Here is a 14,203-nt window from a genome sequence, read left to right on the forward strand (position 1 = left end):
CCTGACTGCCCATGTCGAGTCTCCGCCTTGCCCTACAGATGCTCCGCCGCGATCTTCGCGCGGGTGAACTCAGCCTGCTCGGGATGGCGCTGTTGCTCGCGGTGGCCAGCCTGACCAGCGTCGGCTTCCTGACTGACCGGGTGCGCCAGGCGCTGGACCAGAATGCCACCCAGTTGCTCGGTGGCGATCTGCTGATCTCGGCTGATCGCGAGATACCGCCCGGTTTTCTGCAGGAAGCGCAGCGACGGGGGCTGCAAAGTACCCGCACCATTACCTTCAACAGCATGGCCACCAGCGAAGAGGGCGCGCAGATGGTGGCGGTGAAGGCGGTTGAAGCGGGCTATCCCCTGCGTGGCGAGTTACGTGTGGGGGATTTTTCCGGTGCGCCGGCCAAGCAGGCCCGCAGCGCTGTTTTGCCGGGTGAGGCCTGGGTGGATGAGGCTTTGTTGCCGGCGCTGCAGAAGCAGCCGGGCGATGTTTTCCAGCTCGGTTACGCCAAGCTGAAGATTGCTGCGCGGGTTGAATTCGAATCGGACCGCGGGGTGGGCTTTTCCAGTTTCGCGCCGCGCGTGCTGATCAATGCCGCCGATCTGCCGGCCAGTGGTTTGCTGGTCGAGGGCAGCCGGGCGCGTTACCGCCTCTTGGTGGCGGGTGAGCGTGAGGCCGTGCGTAGTTATGAAAAATGGCTTACGCCGTTGCTTGAGCGTGGTCAGCAGATCGAGAGTCTGGACAATGCCCGTCCCGAAATCCGCGCCAATCTCGATCGCGCCGGCCGCTTCTTGCGCATGGCGGCGATGCTTGCTGTGGTGCTGGCGGCGGTGGCCATCGGTCTTTCAGCGCGGCGTTATCTGGATCGTCACCTTGATGGTTGTGCCGTGATGCGTTGTTTTGGCGCTCAGCGTGGCCAACTGCTGAGCCTGTACATGGGGGAGTTCCTGCTCTTCGGCTTCTTCGTGGCGGTGGCCGGCTGCCTGCTCGGATATGGCGTACAGGCCGCGCTGGGCGGACTGGCGGCTGCGCTGGTGCAGAGTGAGTTGCCGGCACCCGGCCTGGTGCCGGTGGCACAGGGTCTGGCCATCGGCGTGCTGCTGATGGCGGGCTTCGTCGCGCCGCAGTTGTTGCGCCTGACGGCCGTGCCGCCGATCCGGGCGATCCGGCGTGAGTGGGGCCAGCTGGGGGGCGGCAGTATCGCTGCCTGGGCCTTTGGTGCGCTGGCGCTGGCCGGGCTGATGTTATGGATTGCAGGTGAGTGGAAGCTGGGCGGCATCGTGGTGGGCGGTTTCGCGGCAGCGCTGGCCTTGTTCGCAGCGTTGGCCTGGGGGTTGCTGGCGCTCTTTGGTCGGGCACGCCATGCCGCGGGCGGCCAGGGCCGCTGGGGTTTGCGTTACGGGCTGGCGGCGCTGTATCGCCGGCGCACCTCCAGCGTGATCCAGGTAGTGGCGCTGGCGCTGGGGCTGACTGCGATCCTCTTGCTGACCCTGATCTCGAACGATCTGCTGGCCGGCTGGCGCGCCAAGCAGCCGGCGGATGCGCCAAACCGCTTCATCATTGGGATCCAGCCCGAGCAGCGTCAGCCGATTGCGGATTTCCTTGCTGCGCATGAGATTGCCGTGCCGCTGCAGCCCATGATTCGGGGCCGCCTGGTGGCGATCAATGATCACGCCGTGAAGGGGAGTGATTACGAGGAGGAGCGCACGCGCAATCTTGCCGAGCGGGAATTCAATCTCTCATTTGGCAGCGAACTGCAGGCCGGCAACCGGGTGGTGGCGGGTGAGTGGCATGGTGCGCAGCAGGCGCCGCTGTTCTCGATGGAGGAGGGCATCGGCAAGCGCCTGGGCGTGAAACTGGGCGACGCCGTAACCTTCGATATCGCCGGCCAGCGCGTCACCGGCAAGGTTTCCAGCGTACGCAAGCTGGACTGGGATTCGATGCGGGTGAATTTCTTCTTTACGGCGGCCCCGGGCTTGCTCGACAAGATGCCGGCGAGCTACATCACGAGCTTCCATCTACCGGCGGACAAAGCGCCGCTGGTGCGCGAGCTGGTCGCCCAGTATCCCAACATCACGGTGATCGACGTGGCCATGGTGCTGGAGCAGGTGGCCAGCCTCACCGAGCGGTTGGCGCAGGTGGTGCGTTTTGTTTTCAGCTTCGCGCTGGCGGCTGGCATTCTGGTGCTGCTGGCGGCACAGCGCAATACGCATGACGAACGCGGCTACGAGGTGTCCGTGCTGCGTGCCCTGGGCGCGCGCCGGCATCAGGTACGCTCGGCCTTGCTGGCCGAGTTCGCGGCCCTGGGCGTGATTGCGGCGCTGCTGGCGGTGGGCGCCTCGACGGCTATCGGTTACCTGCTGGCTGAATATGCACTGGAGCTGGACTTTCAGCCCTCCGTCGCTGCGCTGAGCGGTGCTGGCCTGCTGGCGGTGCTGACCATCGTGGTCTTTGGCTGGCTCGGTGTGCGCCGCCTGCTGGCGCAAACCGTGATCGAAGGCATCCGCGAGACGACCTAGGAGTTTTCATGCAACGCATCCTTCTCGCCGCCGGGCGGGCTCTGCGCAGCCTCGCCGAGCCCGGCATGCTTTGGCATCTGCTGTGGCCTACCCTTGTCGCCCTCCTGCTGTGGGGCGGGCTGGCCATCGGATACTGGAGTGAGGCTGCACAGGCCTTGTTGCAGCTGATGCGCGGCTGGCCACTGGTGGGGGGCTGGTTCGGTAGCGGCCACGAGATCGCCAGTGGCCTGTTGAGCTTCGCCCTGCAGGTGGTGATGCTCCTGCTGATGCTGCCGCTGGTATATGTCACGGCGGCCATGCTGGTGTCGGTGTTTGCCATCGGCTTCATGCTCGAGCGGGTGGCGGCGCGGGATTATCGCGAGCTCGAACAGCGCCGTGGCGGCAGCCTGATCGGCAGTGTGACGAACTCGGCCGGCGCTTTTGTCATCTTCCTGTTAGTTGCACTGGCTACGCTGCCGCTGTGGTTTGTGCCGGGCCTCGGCCTGGTGCTGTCGCTCACGCTGGGTGCCTGGCTTAACAAACAGTGTTACGCCTATGACGCTTTGATGAATCATGCGGATGAGACTGAGCTTGCCCGCCTGCCGCGCGAGCGTCGCAATGAAATGTGGCTGCTGGCGCTGGGGTGTGGCCTGCTTGGTTTCGTGCCCTTGCTGAATCTGCTGGCGCCAGCTTTTACGGGGCTGTACTGCGTGCATTACCTGCTTGAAGCCTTGCGTCAGGAACGTGGGCGGCCGATCAAAGACATTTCTGCGGAGTAAGACATGGCATTTGGCGTACTCATCATCGGTGATGAAATCCTCTCTGGCAGGCGGCAAGACAAGCATCTCGCCAAGGCCATCGAATTGCTCGCTGCACGCGGCCTGCAACTGACGTGGGCGCGCTATTGCGGTGATGATCGCCCGCTGCTGACCGAAACCATCCGCCAGACTTTTGCGACCGGCGACATCGTGTTTTCCTTCGGCGGTATCGGTGCCACGCCAGACGATCACACCCGTCAGTCCGCCGCCGCCGCCGCCGGTGTGGCGCTCGCCCTGCATCCGGAAGCCGAGGCCGCCATGCGTGAGCGCTTCGGCGCGGAACTTACGCCGCAGCGCCTGAAGCTGGGCGAATTTCCACTGGGCAGCCGCTGCATTCCGAACCCCTACAACCGGGTGCCGGGTTTTGCCTTCGGTACGCATCACTTCCTGCCGGGCTTTCCGGAGATGTCCTGGCCGATGATGGAATGGGTGCTGGATAACTGGTTTGCCGGGCTGCATCACCAGCGTGCGCATGCCGAGCAATCGATCCTGGTGTTCGGGGCTCGTGAGGGCAATCTGATCTCCTTCATGGAGGCGCTGGAAGCGCGCCACGGGGTCACCATCTTCAGCCTGCCGCATCTGGGCAGCGAGAGCCTGCGCCAGCATATCGAGCTGGGCGCGAAAGGTGAGCCAGCTGCCGTGCTGGCTGCGCTGGATGAGATCCGCGCCGAGATGACGCGGCAGCGCTTCGAGTGGCTGCCGGCCGAGGATACGCGCCCGGCTGCCTGAGCTTAGTTCCCCGGAGAGGGGGCTAAGCCGCGTTGCAGTGAATGTTGCTGCGTCTGCCCGGCCGCGAATTCGGCGCTCAGCGCAGCCATCAGGTGATGTGCGCGTGCCGAGTTGTCGGCGCCGAAATTGCAGACATAGACGTCCAGCGTCACGGCGCGCTGCTCGGGCCAGGTGTGGATCGCGAGATGGGATTCGGCCAGCAGCAGCACGCCTGTCACGCCGCCTTGCCCGAGCACCCCCGGGAAGGCGTGCCACACTTCATTCACTACCGTCAGCCCGGCCGCCTCTACCCGTTCGCGACAGCGCGTGGCAAGCAGCGTTGCGTCGGTGAGCAGGGCGTCGCTGCAGGCGCATTGATGCAGATCGGCGGTGAGATGAAGGCCTTGCATGGCGTGCGAGCTTCAGAGCGGAGTCGTCATTCTGCCAGTGCCTTCTCAAGCGCTGCCAGGGTACGTGCGCCGAGCCAGGCGCACAGCGTTTCGTCCAACACATACGGCGGCATCCAGTACACCGTGTTGCCGATCGGGCGCAGCAAGATGCCTTCGGCCAGCGCGGCGGCGTGAAAGCGGCGGGCGAAGCCGGGCGTAGCCTCCACATCGAAGGCGAGAATCATGCCCTGCTGGCGCAGATGGTGTACCGCCGGATGGGCCGCGATCGGCCCGGCGGCCTGGGCGAGCCAGCTGGCGCGTTGCTCGTTTGCGAGCAGCACATTGTCATCGCGGAAAATTTCGAGTGTTGCCAGTGCTGCCGTGCAGGCCAGTGCGTTGCCGGTGTAGGAGTGCGAATGCAGGAAGCCGCGTGCCACCTCGTCGGCGTAGAAGGCCTGATAGATCGTGTCGGTGGTGAGCACCAGGGACAGTGGCAGGTAGCCGCCGGATATGCCCTTTGACAGGCATAAAAAGTCGGGCCAAATCCCAGCGTGTTCGACGGCGAAAAACTTGCCCGTGCGGCCGCAGCCCACCGCGATTTCGTCGGCGATCAGATGCACCTCATATTGGTCGCACAGGGCGCGGGCGCGGCGCAGGTATTCCGGGTCGTACATGGCCATGCCGGTGGCGCATTGCACTAGGGGCTCGACGATCAGCGCAGCGGTTTCGTGATGATGTTCGGCGAGAAAGCGTTCAAGCTCGGCGGCGGCGCGGATCGCTACATCCCGCGCCGATTCGCCGGTTTCGGCCGTGCGCGCATCGGGCGAGGCGACTGTGGCGGCGGCGCGTACCAGCGGCGCATAGGCTTCGCGGAACAGGGCGATGTCGGTGACGGCCAGCGCGCCCACGGTTTCACCGTGATAGCTGCCGGCTAGGCTCACGAAGCGGGTCTTGGCCGGGCGGTCGCTGTTGCGCCAGTAATGCACGCTCATCTTTAGCGCGATCTCGGTGGCCGAGGCGCCGTCTGAAGCGTAGAAGGCGTGGCCCAGCGCGTGGCCGGTCAGCGCGGCAAGCTCTTCCGAGAGGCGCACCACCGGTTCATGCGTGAAGCCGGCGAGGATCACGTGTTCGAGCTTCTCCATCTGTTCGCGCAGGCGTTGATTGATGTGCGCATTGCAGTGACCGAAGAGATTCACCCACCAGGAACTCACTGCGTCGAGATAGCGTTGCCCGTCCTCGGCTACGAGCCAGGGCCCTTCACCGCGCTTGATGGCGATCAGGGGCAGGGTTTCGTGCTGCTTCATCTGCGTGCAGGGATGCCACACGGCAGAGAGCGAGCGCTGGAGCAGGGAGGCGGACATGACGGGGCTGGGCGGCGGCAAAGCGCGCAGTCTACCCGCGAAGCCGGCCGTGCGGCTTATGCCAGGTGATCGTGCAGGGCGACGAATTCCTGGGTCAGCTTGTGGCGTGCATCCAGATGGATCATCGGGCGTGCCAGCTGATGGCTCTCGCGGATCTTCACCGAGGCCGAGAGGAAGGTCGGCAGGATCGGCAGGCCTTCATCGACGAGTTCCTGCACCAGGCGCTGTGGCAGGCTGGCGCGCGGCTGGAACTGGTTCACCACGATGCCTTCGACCTGCAGCTCGCGGTTGTGGTCGGCACGGATTTCCTCGACGTTTTCGAGTAGGGCGTAGAGCGCGCGGCGCGAGAAGTCGTCGCAGTCGAAGGGGATCAGGCAGCCGTCGGCGGCGATCAGCGCCGAGAGGGTGAAGAAATTCAGCGCCGGTGGGGTATCGATGTAGATGCGGTCGAAGTCGTCTGCCAGCTCGGCTAGCGCTTCGCGCAGCTTGTAGATCTTGTGGCGCGATTCGAGCTTGCTCATGAGTTCCTCAAGGCGTGGCGAGGAGGCCATCACGCTGAGGTTTTCGAAGGGAGTGGCAACGGCGTAGTCAGCCGTGGCACGCGTTTCAAAGCGGATGGTGAGGGTCTGCTCGAAGAAGTCCGCCAGTGTGTGCTCGACTGTGGTGACAGCTTCGCCGAGCAGGTAATGCGTGGAGTTGCCTTGCGGGTCGAGATCGATCACTAGGGTGCGCAGGCCTTGCGCGGCCGAGATGGCGGCCAGGTTGCAGGTGATGGTGGACTTGCCAACGCCGCCCTTCTGGTTGAACACCACGCGCTTCATGATCCGCCTCCGTTACTTGAATTGCTGCACTGCACATATTGTGCCAAAAAGCCGCAGGAAGTGGCGGCGCGTGTCCATTTCGCCACGCTGCAAGCCCGGTTTCATAGGCCTCGCGGCTACAATGCGGCTTCTAGCCGAGGGGACATAATGAAAGCACGCAAGCTGTTGGCCGCCCTGCTGGCCGCATCGGGTTTTGCCATGCCGGCCGGGGCCGCCGAGTTCATCTCCGTAGGAGGTTTCTCCTACCATTTCGAGCGCGATCTGGGCCACAACGAGTTCAATTACGGACTCGGTTATGAGCGCGATGTGAATGAGGAATGGACCTGGTCTGCCGGCGTGTACAAGAACAGCCTGCGCCGTGCGAGTTTCTATGGCCTGGCCAACTGGTATCCGCTGAATCTGGGCGCGGGCTTCCGTGCCGGCCTCACCGGCGGACTGATGACCGGCTATCACGATTCGCCGGTGATCGCGACCCTGATGCCAACCCTCGAGTGGCGCGGTGAGGTGCTGGCCCTGCAAAGCTATGTGGTGCCGACCATCAAACCCTATGTGGATGGTGCCGTGGTGCTGCAGTTCAAGTTCGCCTTCAGGTAGGCGGGTTTTCGTTCAACGCCTGCTGCAGGGCAACGGCTGCACCGGTGAGGGCTGGATTGCCGGCCGTAATGACCCAGGTTGGAATCGTGGCCAGGTAGGTGGCAAACCGCCCCTTGGCCTCAAAGCGCGCGCGGAAGTCTGAGCGGGCAAAGTAGTTGCCCAGTTGTGGCACGATGCCGCCACCGATGAAGACGCCGCCTTGTGCGCCGAGGGTCAGGGCCAGATTGCCGGCGGTGCTGCCGAGCAGGGCGCAGAACATCGCCAGGGTATCGGCACAGAGCGCATTGCTGTTGTCCAACGCCTGGCGCGTGATGGTGGCGCCATCGAGTTGTGGCTCGGCCAGGCCGCGCACCCGGGCAAGGGCCCGGTGCAGGGTCAGCAAGCCGGGACCGGATAGCACCCGCTCGGCCGATACATGGCCGTATTCACGTAGTAGCAGCGCGGTGACGGCGAACTCTTCATCCGTGTATGGCGCGAGGCTGACATGACCGCCCTCGCCACCGATCGGAGCGTACTGCCCCTTGACCGGCACCAGCCCGGAAACCCCTAGCCCGGTTCCTGGGCCGATCACGCCGATGGCCGCACCGCGCAAGGCCTGACCGGGACCAATCTGCTGCAGTCCGGCCGCGTCCAGATGCGGCAGGGACAAAGCCAGCGCGGTGAAATCATTCACGAACACCAGCTCACCCAGGCCCAGCGCTTCACGCAGCGCGCGGATCGAAAACTGCCAGGGGTTGTTGGTCAGGCGCAGCTCGTCGCCGGTAATCGGATTGGCGATACCGATGGCGGCGTGGCGCGGCTGGATGCCTCCCTGGGCCGCAAGGTAGCTGCGGATCGCTTCGAGCGGGCCCGCATGCTCGGCGCAACGCAGGGTGACGATTTGGCTGATGGCTGCACCGGGCGCCGTGATCAGGCCAAAGCGGGCATGGGTGCCGCCGATGTCGCCGACCAGGCGGGGATGACTTTCAGCGTGTCCAGAAAACATGTTTCTCCGGTCCTTGGGCGTGCAGAAAATGGCTCACCGGCAGGGCCGGATTCGTGTGTTGCAGGGCTTCACCGAGAACCTGCCATTTGCGCTGACCCGTGATGTGCAGGATCAGGTTGCGGGTCGCCAGCAGGCGCGCGGCGGTCAGCGTGATGCGCTCGCGCACTGGCGCTGCGCCGATCACCTCCAGGCTGGCGTGGCCCGTCGCATCGTACAGTGCGGCTTCACGTTGCGGGCTATGCGGAAAGATCGAGGCCGTATGGCCATCTTCACCCATGCCCAGTACCACCGCATCAAATTGCGCAGGCAGGGCGGCGAGGCGCGCGTTGCGTTGTGGCGGGGTTTCGTCCGCCAGATACAGTGGCAGGAAGCGTGCTGCGGCTGCCGGCCCTTGCAATAGATGAGTGGCCAGGCTGGCGGCGTTGCTGTGGGGGCTCGCAGGCTCGCAGCAGCGGTCGTCTGCAAGGGTTACGAAAATACGTGACCAATCCAGAGAGGCCGCACTCAGTGCGCGGAAGAACCCGGCCGGTGTGCGTCCGCCTGAGAGCGCGAGGGCGGCCTGGCCATGTTCGGCAAGGCCGGCACGCAGGCAGCCAGCGACCAGGGTGGCCTGGGCCTGATCCAGCTCGGTGGCGCTGGCGAAGGTGTGGAGCGACAGGTTCACGGCTAGATGGCTACGGAAAGCGGGTTCTCGAGTGTAGGAAATTGGCGTGCGGAAGGCTAGCGCTTGCAAGGGTGGCGAGCGGCACGAATTTTCATGGAGGGCATTGTGAAGTCCGATGCTTGTGCGTGAAGCAGCATTGGACTACTTTCTGAAACTCGACCCCCGCCAGAAAATACCATCATGCCGATTCATCCGATTCTCAACGCGGTGACTCACCGCATCGTTGCCCGCAGCGCCGAAACCCGAGGCCGTTACCTAGCCCGTATCGAGGCCGCTATTCCTGGTGCCCCCTATCGCGGCCAGCTCGGCTGTACCAATCTGGCGCACGGTTTTGCGGCCAGTCCGGCGGAAGACAAGCTGCGCATCAAGACCATCAAGGTGCCGAACATCGGCATCGTGACCGCTTACAACGACATGCTGTCGGCTCACCAACCCTACGGCGTCTATCCTGACATCATCAAAACGGCCGCGCGCACTGCGGGTGCCACGGCTCAGGTGGCTGGCGGCGTGCCCGCCATGTGTGACGGCATCACCCAGGGTCAGGACGGTATGGATCTGTCGCTGTTCTCGCGCGACGTGATCGCCATGAGTACCGCGATTGCACTGTCCCACAACATGTTCGATGCCGGTCTATGCCTCGGTGTGTGCGACAAGATCGTGCCCGGGCTGTTCATGGGCGCGCTGCGTTTCGGCCATCTGCCCTTCATCTTCGTGCCTGCCGGACCGATGCCCACCGGCATCTCGAACGATCAGAAGGCCAAGGTGCGGCAGAAGTACGCCGCTGGCGAAGTCGGACAGGAGGCGCTGCTGGAGAGCGAATCACAGTCCTACCACGCACCGGGAACCTGTACTTTCTACGGTACCGCGAACAGCAACCAGATGATGATGGAGATGCTGGGCCTGCATCTGCCGGGGGCTGCCTTTGTGCCGCCAGGCACGCCTTTGCGTGAGGCGCTGACGCGGGCCGCTGCGACCCGCGTGCTGGAGCTCACCTCCAGCCGCGCAGAATTTACGCCGCTGGGTCGCATGATCGACGAGCGCAGCATCGTCAATGCACTCGTTGGCCTGCTGGCTACTGGCGGCTCCACTAATCACACCCTGCACCTGGTGGCGATGGCGCGTATGGCAGGGATCCTGATTGACTGGAGCGATTTCGAATCACTCTCCAAAGCGGTGCCATTGATTGCGCGCGTCTATCCGAATGGTGCGGCCGATGTGAACCAGTTCCATGCGGCGGGCGGCATGGCCTGGGTGGTGCGCGAGCTGCTGGCGGGGGGGCTCTTGCACGAGGATGTGCAGACGGTGTTCGGTAAGGGGCTGGCGGCCTATGCCAAAGCTCCGGCGCTCGACGAAAGCGGGGCGCTGGTGTGGCGCGAAATTCCCGCCGAGAGCGGTGATCCGGCGGTACTGAGCCGCGTGGCCGAGCCTTTCAGTGAGGATGGCGGTCTGCGCCTGCTGACCGGCAACCTCGGTCGGGCGGTGATCAAGGTGTCGGCAGTGAAGCCTGCGCAGCGTGTGATCCGTGCTCCGGCCATCGTTTTCGAAAGCCAGGATGCACTGCTGGCCGCGGCCAAGGCCGGGCGTCTGGAGCGTGATTTTGTGGCGGTACTGCGTTTCCAGGGGCCGCAGGCGATTGGTATGCCGGAGCTGCATCAGCTCACCCCAACGCTGGCCAACCTGCAGGACAAGGGTTTCAAGGTCGCACTGGTGACCGATGGGCGCATGTCTGGTGCTTCCGGCAAGGTGCCGGCGGCGATCCACGTCACGCCGGAGGCGTTGGCGGGTGGCCCGCTGGCCCGCGTGCAGGATGGTGATGTCATCGAGCTGGATGCCGAGGCCGGCATCCTGAGGCTGGAAACGGCCGGGACAGATTTTGCCGGACGTACCCCGGCTAAATTCCGTGGCACGGGTCAGAGCGGTATGGGGCGTGAACTGTTTGCTCCAATGCGAGCGGCCGTGAATGGTGCCGAGCAGGGCGCGACTGTGTTCTCGTTTGAGGAGTGAGAGGTCGCAGGCGCGCGGCTTAGCCCGCGTGATGCCGCCAGGTGATCGCCCAGGCATACAGGGCGCTCACGCACAGGATGTCGAAGGCTGGGCCGAAGACCAGGAACAGGGTCGGCATGGCGAGCGGACTCATGAATTGCAGCAGGGCGGCGTGGGCCAGCAGCTTCAGTGGCAGGCTCAGTACGAGGAAGGCCGCAATCATCAGTGTGGCCAGCAGGCGGCGCTCATGGCTGCGCTCCACGATGTAATGGGTGGCAGCCATCACCAGCGGCAGACTCAGCAGCAGGCCGATGCTGATGACTGCAAGGTGGTGGGTGTGCTGGGCTACGTCGTAGTCGAGCGGGCTCGCCGCCTGCAGCAGCAGGGTGGCGAGATGAAAGCCTGCCAGCGCGCGCACGACCGAGCGTAGGGCCGGGCGCAATAGGCTGGCTAGCAGGAACAGCAAGGCCGCTCCTCCCAGATTGCCAAGCCAGGCCTGGGAATCCGCAGCGGCTAGCCAGAGCTGGATCGCAGGCGTTTCGAACTCTCCCCATAGCGGCAATTCCAGGCTCATGCGGCCGGCCATCGCGTCGCTCAGTGGCAGCCAGCTCAGCAGATGCAGCAGGGCCGCATCCCAGAAACGCAGCAAGGCTGGCAGCAGTCGGAAACTCAGCCAGGTGAGGCCGGCGGCCATCAACAAGGCGACCAGTGCTTGGCCGAAGCGACTTGCGGCAAAACGTTGCAACAGGCTCGGAGGCGTGGTCGGACTGGTGGCGAGTGCCGCATCAGGCAGATTCATGTGCTGATCCTCGCGTCGATGACTTCGCCGCGCCGGCCCGCTCGGACCGTGCCGTATGCCACACACCCCTCGCTGACGAGGAGTTCATCCGCTGCCAGGGTAGAGGGTTCGTCCGGTTTGCCGACCCGGCTGCAGGGCCCCAGGCGCAGACTGGAGGCTGAGATCAGCGGGCCGCTGACCAGACAGTTGGCGCCTGTGCTGATCGGGCCGTCGGCATACACCGCGCCTTCGATCTGCACATCCTGACCCAGCACGATGCCTTTGTCGGCGCGTAGCTGGCCGAAAATCCGGCAGCCATCGCCAATCTCCAGCAAGCCGGCCACGATCAGATCACCACGTACGGTATGGCCGGGCGGGATGACGAGATTGCGTCCGTTGCCGAGCTGCTCACCGCGCCGTGAGGGCGGATCGAAGCGGGCTACCGGGTCTTCAAGGGCCGGCCGGGCCGGGCTATCCGGTTGGCGTCCGAAGCTGATGCGTGGGGCCTCGAGCTGCTCGAAGCGGGTGCGGCGGGCCAGTGCGATCTCGATGCCGGCACTGGCAAAGCCCTTTACGCTGCCGCCCTCGGCCACATCCAGGCGGCGATCACTGCGTACCCAGCGGGTGACTCGGGCACGGATGCCGATGGCGATGTCGCGGTGGGACAGTACGGATTTGACGACGGCATTGTGGGCAACGTTGATGCGGCCCTCGGCGAAAATCTCGCGGTCACACACCAGTTCGCCGGGGATGTCGAGGTGCCCGGCTGAGAGCACCAGGCTGCGCAGGCGTCGTGTTGCGGGTGGGATGCACTCGGCTAGATGCTTGTTGAAGCCCAGCACGATGAAAGGCCGGCCGCTTTCGTTGGCGCCCTGAATTGGTTCGCTTTCGCGCACGACTTGCAGCAGTTGCGCAAACTGCTGCGTCACCATGCCACGGAAAGCTTCGATCCGCGCCGGCGCATCCTTTTCAGCCTCCGGTGCTGGATTGCGGGCCTCGGGCCGGCGCAGGGTCCGCAGTGCCGGCAGGAAAGGTAGCAACAGGCCGAAGGCGCAGAGCGCAACGAAAGCCAGCCAGGCTTGCAGGGGACTCAAGCGACCGCTCCTTCACTGGCGGGCGTTTCGATGGGCTGAGCATGCTCGCGGCGTCGTGGTGTCCGCGTGGTGGCCAGCAGATTGATGCCGCCGAGCAGGCGATGTGCAAAGCCCACCCAGCTCAACGGCAGCAGGCGGATTTCTTCGCGGACTCCGGCCATGCGCGCAGCGGCCGCGATGCGGAAGGCCGGGCCTGGATTGCCGTGCGGGTCGAAACTGCAGGCGGTGCATAGCAGGATGGCCAGTCCGGCAAGCAGCGGTGCGCCGGTGAAATAGAGCGCGATGCCGCAGGCGAGGTTGATGAGCCAGACCAGGGGAAGAGCTGCTGTGAAGAAAGCCGCCGCGCCCTGGCGACGAGCCCCCGCGGGCAGGCGCGGGTCCACCAGCAGGCTGGCCAGTCGCAGGCTCTGCAGAACCAGCGCCGGATGCAGGCGAGGTGAGCGGATCTGGTCGAGCAGATCTTCACTGTGGTAGCGGGTGATTTCGCCGAGCAGGCTGGATTGCCAACCCAGCCGGGTGAGATCGAGGATCAGACTGGCGCCATCGGGGGCGTGCAGGAGATCGGGCGCGTGCAGGCTCTTCATGGCCTGGCGGCGCACTGCGCGGATGCGCGCCTTGCCACATAGCAGCAGGTTCAGCGCATCGTTCTGGCTGGCCAGCAGCGTGTCGGCTTGGTCGGCAAGCAGGTCCAGGCGGGCGGAGAGTGCTCCGTCTAGCGGGGTGAACACGGCCCGGGTGAGCACGCAGCCGATGGCCGGATCAAGAAGTGGGGTGATGGACTGACGCAACCAGTTACGGGCCAGCGGCAACTCCTGATCGAGCACCACCAGTGCGGTGCCGATGGAGTTGGCGACTGCAGCGTGCAGCGCCGTGGCCAGCGTGGTGTTGGGACCGGCCATCATCGGCAGGGGATGGACCCGGCCCGGGCAGGCTCGCTCAAATGCTGCGACCGCTTCGACAAGCCCGGTTTCAGCGGGGTCGAACATCAGCACGAAATGGATGCATTCGGCGGGGTAATCGAAATCCATGCCGGCCAGGGCTGTCAGGCGTTCGATCTGTTGTGCGGCTTTGCCGTGTGATGGCACCAGGATCGAAATTGTGGGCCAGCGGGCATGGCTCAGGGCCAGCGGACGCGGCGGGCGCAACACACGCAGGCGCAGCACGCGTAGCCATTCGCGTAGCAGATGCAGACCCAGCAGGGTCGAGGTGAGGAGCCAGAGCCCCTGCAGGGCGGACTGCAGCAGCTTGCTGTGGGCAGGCGCTTCTGTCGGCGCTAGCGAGGCCGCTTCGATCGGGGGTGTGAGTTGCAGATCGGGTGGGGTGCTAAGGATCTGCGGACTGAGATTCAGCGGACGCTCGTTCTCGTCCGCCGAGCCCTGTGGTACTGGGGTGGCAGGGGGGGCGATCTGAGTCGAACCGATATGCGGATCAAGCTGCAGGTGAGGGTCGGGGCTCGATGCTGACGTGTTTGTGCTACATGCGAAAAGCATGAGCAGGGCAGCACACGACGAGCGGAACGACG

At 64.8% G+C, this 14,203-nt stretch carries 13 protein-coding genes; 5 read left to right on the plus strand and 8 right to left on the minus strand.

Annotation, left to right across the window (positions count from 1 at the left end):
- The first annotated feature begins 11 nt into the window (after positions 1 to 11).
- The 3 genes from C0V76_RS10700 to C0V76_RS10710 are packed head-to-tail and all read left to right on the plus strand — an operon-like array spanning position 12 to position 4,033.
- Positions 12 to 2,507, plus strand: a complete 2,496-nt coding sequence (locus C0V76_RS10700; RefSeq protein WP_101942398.1) for an ABC transporter permease — start codon at positions 12 to 14, stop codon at positions 2,505 to 2,507.
- Between the two features lie 8 nt (positions 2,508 to 2,515).
- On the plus strand, positions 2,516 to 3,265 hold the full coding sequence (locus C0V76_RS10705) for an EI24 domain-containing protein (protein WP_101942399.1): 750 nt from the start codon (positions 2,516 to 2,518) through the stop codon (positions 3,263 to 3,265).
- Positions 3,266 to 3,268: 3 nt separating this feature from the next.
- Positions 3,269 to 4,033 carry a molybdopterin-binding protein gene (locus C0V76_RS10710; protein ID WP_101942400.1) on the plus strand — a complete coding sequence of 255 codons (765 nt, stop codon included), beginning with the start codon at positions 3,269 to 3,271 and terminating at the stop codon, positions 4,031 to 4,033.
- A 2-nt stretch (positions 4,034 to 4,035) separates the two neighbouring features.
- Here the strand turns inward: C0V76_RS10710 and speD are convergent, their stop codons facing one another.
- From speD to C0V76_RS10725, 3 genes are read right to left on the minus strand one after another with little or no spacing between them, the layout of a single operon-like run.
- Positions 4,036 to 4,422, minus strand: coding sequence for an adenosylmethionine decarboxylase (gene speD, locus C0V76_RS10715; protein ID WP_101942401.1), 387 nt, complete (start codon positions 4,420 to 4,422; stop codon positions 4,036 to 4,038).
- Between the two features lie 26 nt (positions 4,423 to 4,448).
- Complete coding sequence (gene bioA / locus C0V76_RS10720) at positions 4,449 to 5,762, minus strand: adenosylmethionine--8-amino-7-oxononanoate transaminase (protein WP_101942402.1); 1,314 nt, start codon at positions 5,760 to 5,762, stop codon at positions 4,449 to 4,451.
- A gap of 56 nt (positions 5,763 to 5,818) precedes the next feature.
- Positions 5,819 to 6,583: a ParA family protein gene (locus tag C0V76_RS10725; protein WP_101942403.1), complete on the minus strand. Its 765-nt coding sequence runs from the start codon at positions 6,581 to 6,583 to the stop codon at positions 5,819 to 5,821.
- A gap of 147 nt (positions 6,584 to 6,730) precedes the next feature.
- On the opposite strand from C0V76_RS10725, the gene C0V76_RS10730 reads away from it, so the two are divergent.
- Positions 6,731 to 7,177 carry a hypothetical protein gene (locus tag C0V76_RS10730; protein ID WP_101942404.1) on the plus strand — a complete coding sequence of 149 codons (447 nt, stop codon included), beginning with the start codon at positions 6,731 to 6,733 and terminating at the stop codon, positions 7,175 to 7,177.
- Here the strand turns inward: C0V76_RS10730 and C0V76_RS10735 are convergent.
- Together C0V76_RS10735 and pgl are read right to left on the minus strand one after the other, a co-directional pair.
- Positions 7,170 to 8,162: a glucokinase gene (locus C0V76_RS10735; protein ID WP_101942405.1), complete on the minus strand. Its 993-nt coding sequence runs from the start codon at positions 8,160 to 8,162 to the stop codon at positions 7,170 to 7,172. The two genes, C0V76_RS10730 and C0V76_RS10735, sit on opposite strands and share 8 nt — an antisense overlap.
- Entirely contained in the window at positions 8,143 to 8,826 is a 684-nt protein-coding gene (gene pgl / locus C0V76_RS10740; RefSeq protein ID WP_158239212.1) for a 6-phosphogluconolactonase, read from the minus strand. The genes C0V76_RS10735 and pgl overlap by 20 nt, the downstream gene beginning before the upstream one ends.
- Before the next feature lie 186 nt (positions 8,827 to 9,012).
- Between pgl and edd the strand changes: the two genes are divergently transcribed.
- The gene (gene edd, locus C0V76_RS10745; RefSeq protein ID WP_371460185.1) at positions 9,013 to 10,830 is read left to right on the plus strand and encodes a phosphogluconate dehydratase; all 1,818 of its coding nucleotides are present in this window, start codon (positions 9,013 to 9,015) and stop codon (positions 10,828 to 10,830) included.
- A 19-nt stretch (positions 10,831 to 10,849) separates the two neighbouring features.
- Here the strand turns inward: edd and C0V76_RS10750 are convergent, their stop codons facing one another.
- Genes C0V76_RS10750 through C0V76_RS10760 form a run of 3 tightly spaced genes read right to left on the minus strand, consistent with a single transcriptional unit; the run spans position 10,850 to position 14,171 of the window.
- A complete protein-coding gene (locus C0V76_RS10750) occupies positions 10,850 to 11,608 on the minus strand; it encodes a hypothetical protein (RefSeq protein WP_101942408.1) in 759 nt (252 codons plus the stop codon).
- Complete coding sequence (locus tag C0V76_RS10755) at positions 11,605 to 12,681, minus strand: hypothetical protein (protein ID WP_101942409.1); 1,077 nt, start codon at positions 12,679 to 12,681, stop codon at positions 11,605 to 11,607. The genes C0V76_RS10750 and C0V76_RS10755 overlap by 4 nt, the downstream gene beginning before the upstream one ends.
- Complete coding sequence (locus C0V76_RS10760; RefSeq protein WP_143707400.1) at positions 12,678 to 14,171, minus strand: glycosyltransferase family 2 protein; 1,494 nt, start codon at positions 14,169 to 14,171, stop codon at positions 12,678 to 12,680. Before C0V76_RS10760 ends, C0V76_RS10755 begins: the two co-directional genes overlap by 4 nt.
- Between the last annotated feature and the right edge of the window lie 32 nt (positions 14,172 to 14,203).

The sequence above is a fragment of the Uliginosibacterium sp. TH139 genome, assembly GCF_002855595.1.
Classification (GTDB): domain Bacteria; phylum Pseudomonadota; class Gammaproteobacteria; order Burkholderiales; family Rhodocyclaceae; genus Uliginosibacterium; species Uliginosibacterium aquaticum.

Excerpts from the sequence above, each read along its gene's own strand:
- C0V76_RS10735 (WP_101942405.1), bottom strand. The coding sequence starts at position 8,162 with ATGTTTTCTGGACACGCTGAAAGTCATCCCCGCCTGGTCGGCGACATC.
- C0V76_RS10705 (WP_101942399.1), top strand. The coding sequence starts at position 2,516 with ATGCAACGCATCCTTCTCGCCGCCGGGCGGGCTCTGCGCAGCCTCGCC.
- C0V76_RS10710 (WP_101942400.1), top strand. The coding sequence starts at position 3,269 with ATGGCATTTGGCGTACTCATCATCGGTGATGAAATCCTCTCTGGCAGG.
- speD (WP_101942401.1), bottom strand. The coding sequence starts at position 4,422 with ATGCAAGGCCTTCATCTCACCGCCGATCTGCATCAATGCGCCTGCAGC.
- C0V76_RS10725 (WP_101942403.1), bottom strand. The coding sequence starts at position 6,583 with ATGAAGCGCGTGGTGTTCAACCAGAAGGGCGGCGTTGGCAAGTCCACC.
- C0V76_RS10750 (WP_101942408.1), bottom strand. The coding sequence starts at position 11,608 with ATGAATCTGCCTGATGCGGCACTCGCCACCAGTCCGACCACGCCTCCG.
- C0V76_RS10700 (WP_101942398.1), top strand. The coding sequence starts at position 12 with ATGTCGAGTCTCCGCCTTGCCCTACAGATGCTCCGCCGCGATCTTCGC.
- C0V76_RS10730 (WP_101942404.1), top strand. The coding sequence starts at position 6,731 with ATGAAAGCACGCAAGCTGTTGGCCGCCCTGCTGGCCGCATCGGGTTTT.
- bioA (WP_101942402.1), bottom strand. The coding sequence starts at position 5,762 with ATGTCCGCCTCCCTGCTCCAGCGCTCGCTCTCTGCCGTGTGGCATCCC.
- C0V76_RS10760 (WP_143707400.1), bottom strand. The coding sequence starts at position 14,171 with ATGCTTTTCGCATGTAGCACAAACACGTCAGCATCGAGCCCCGACCCT.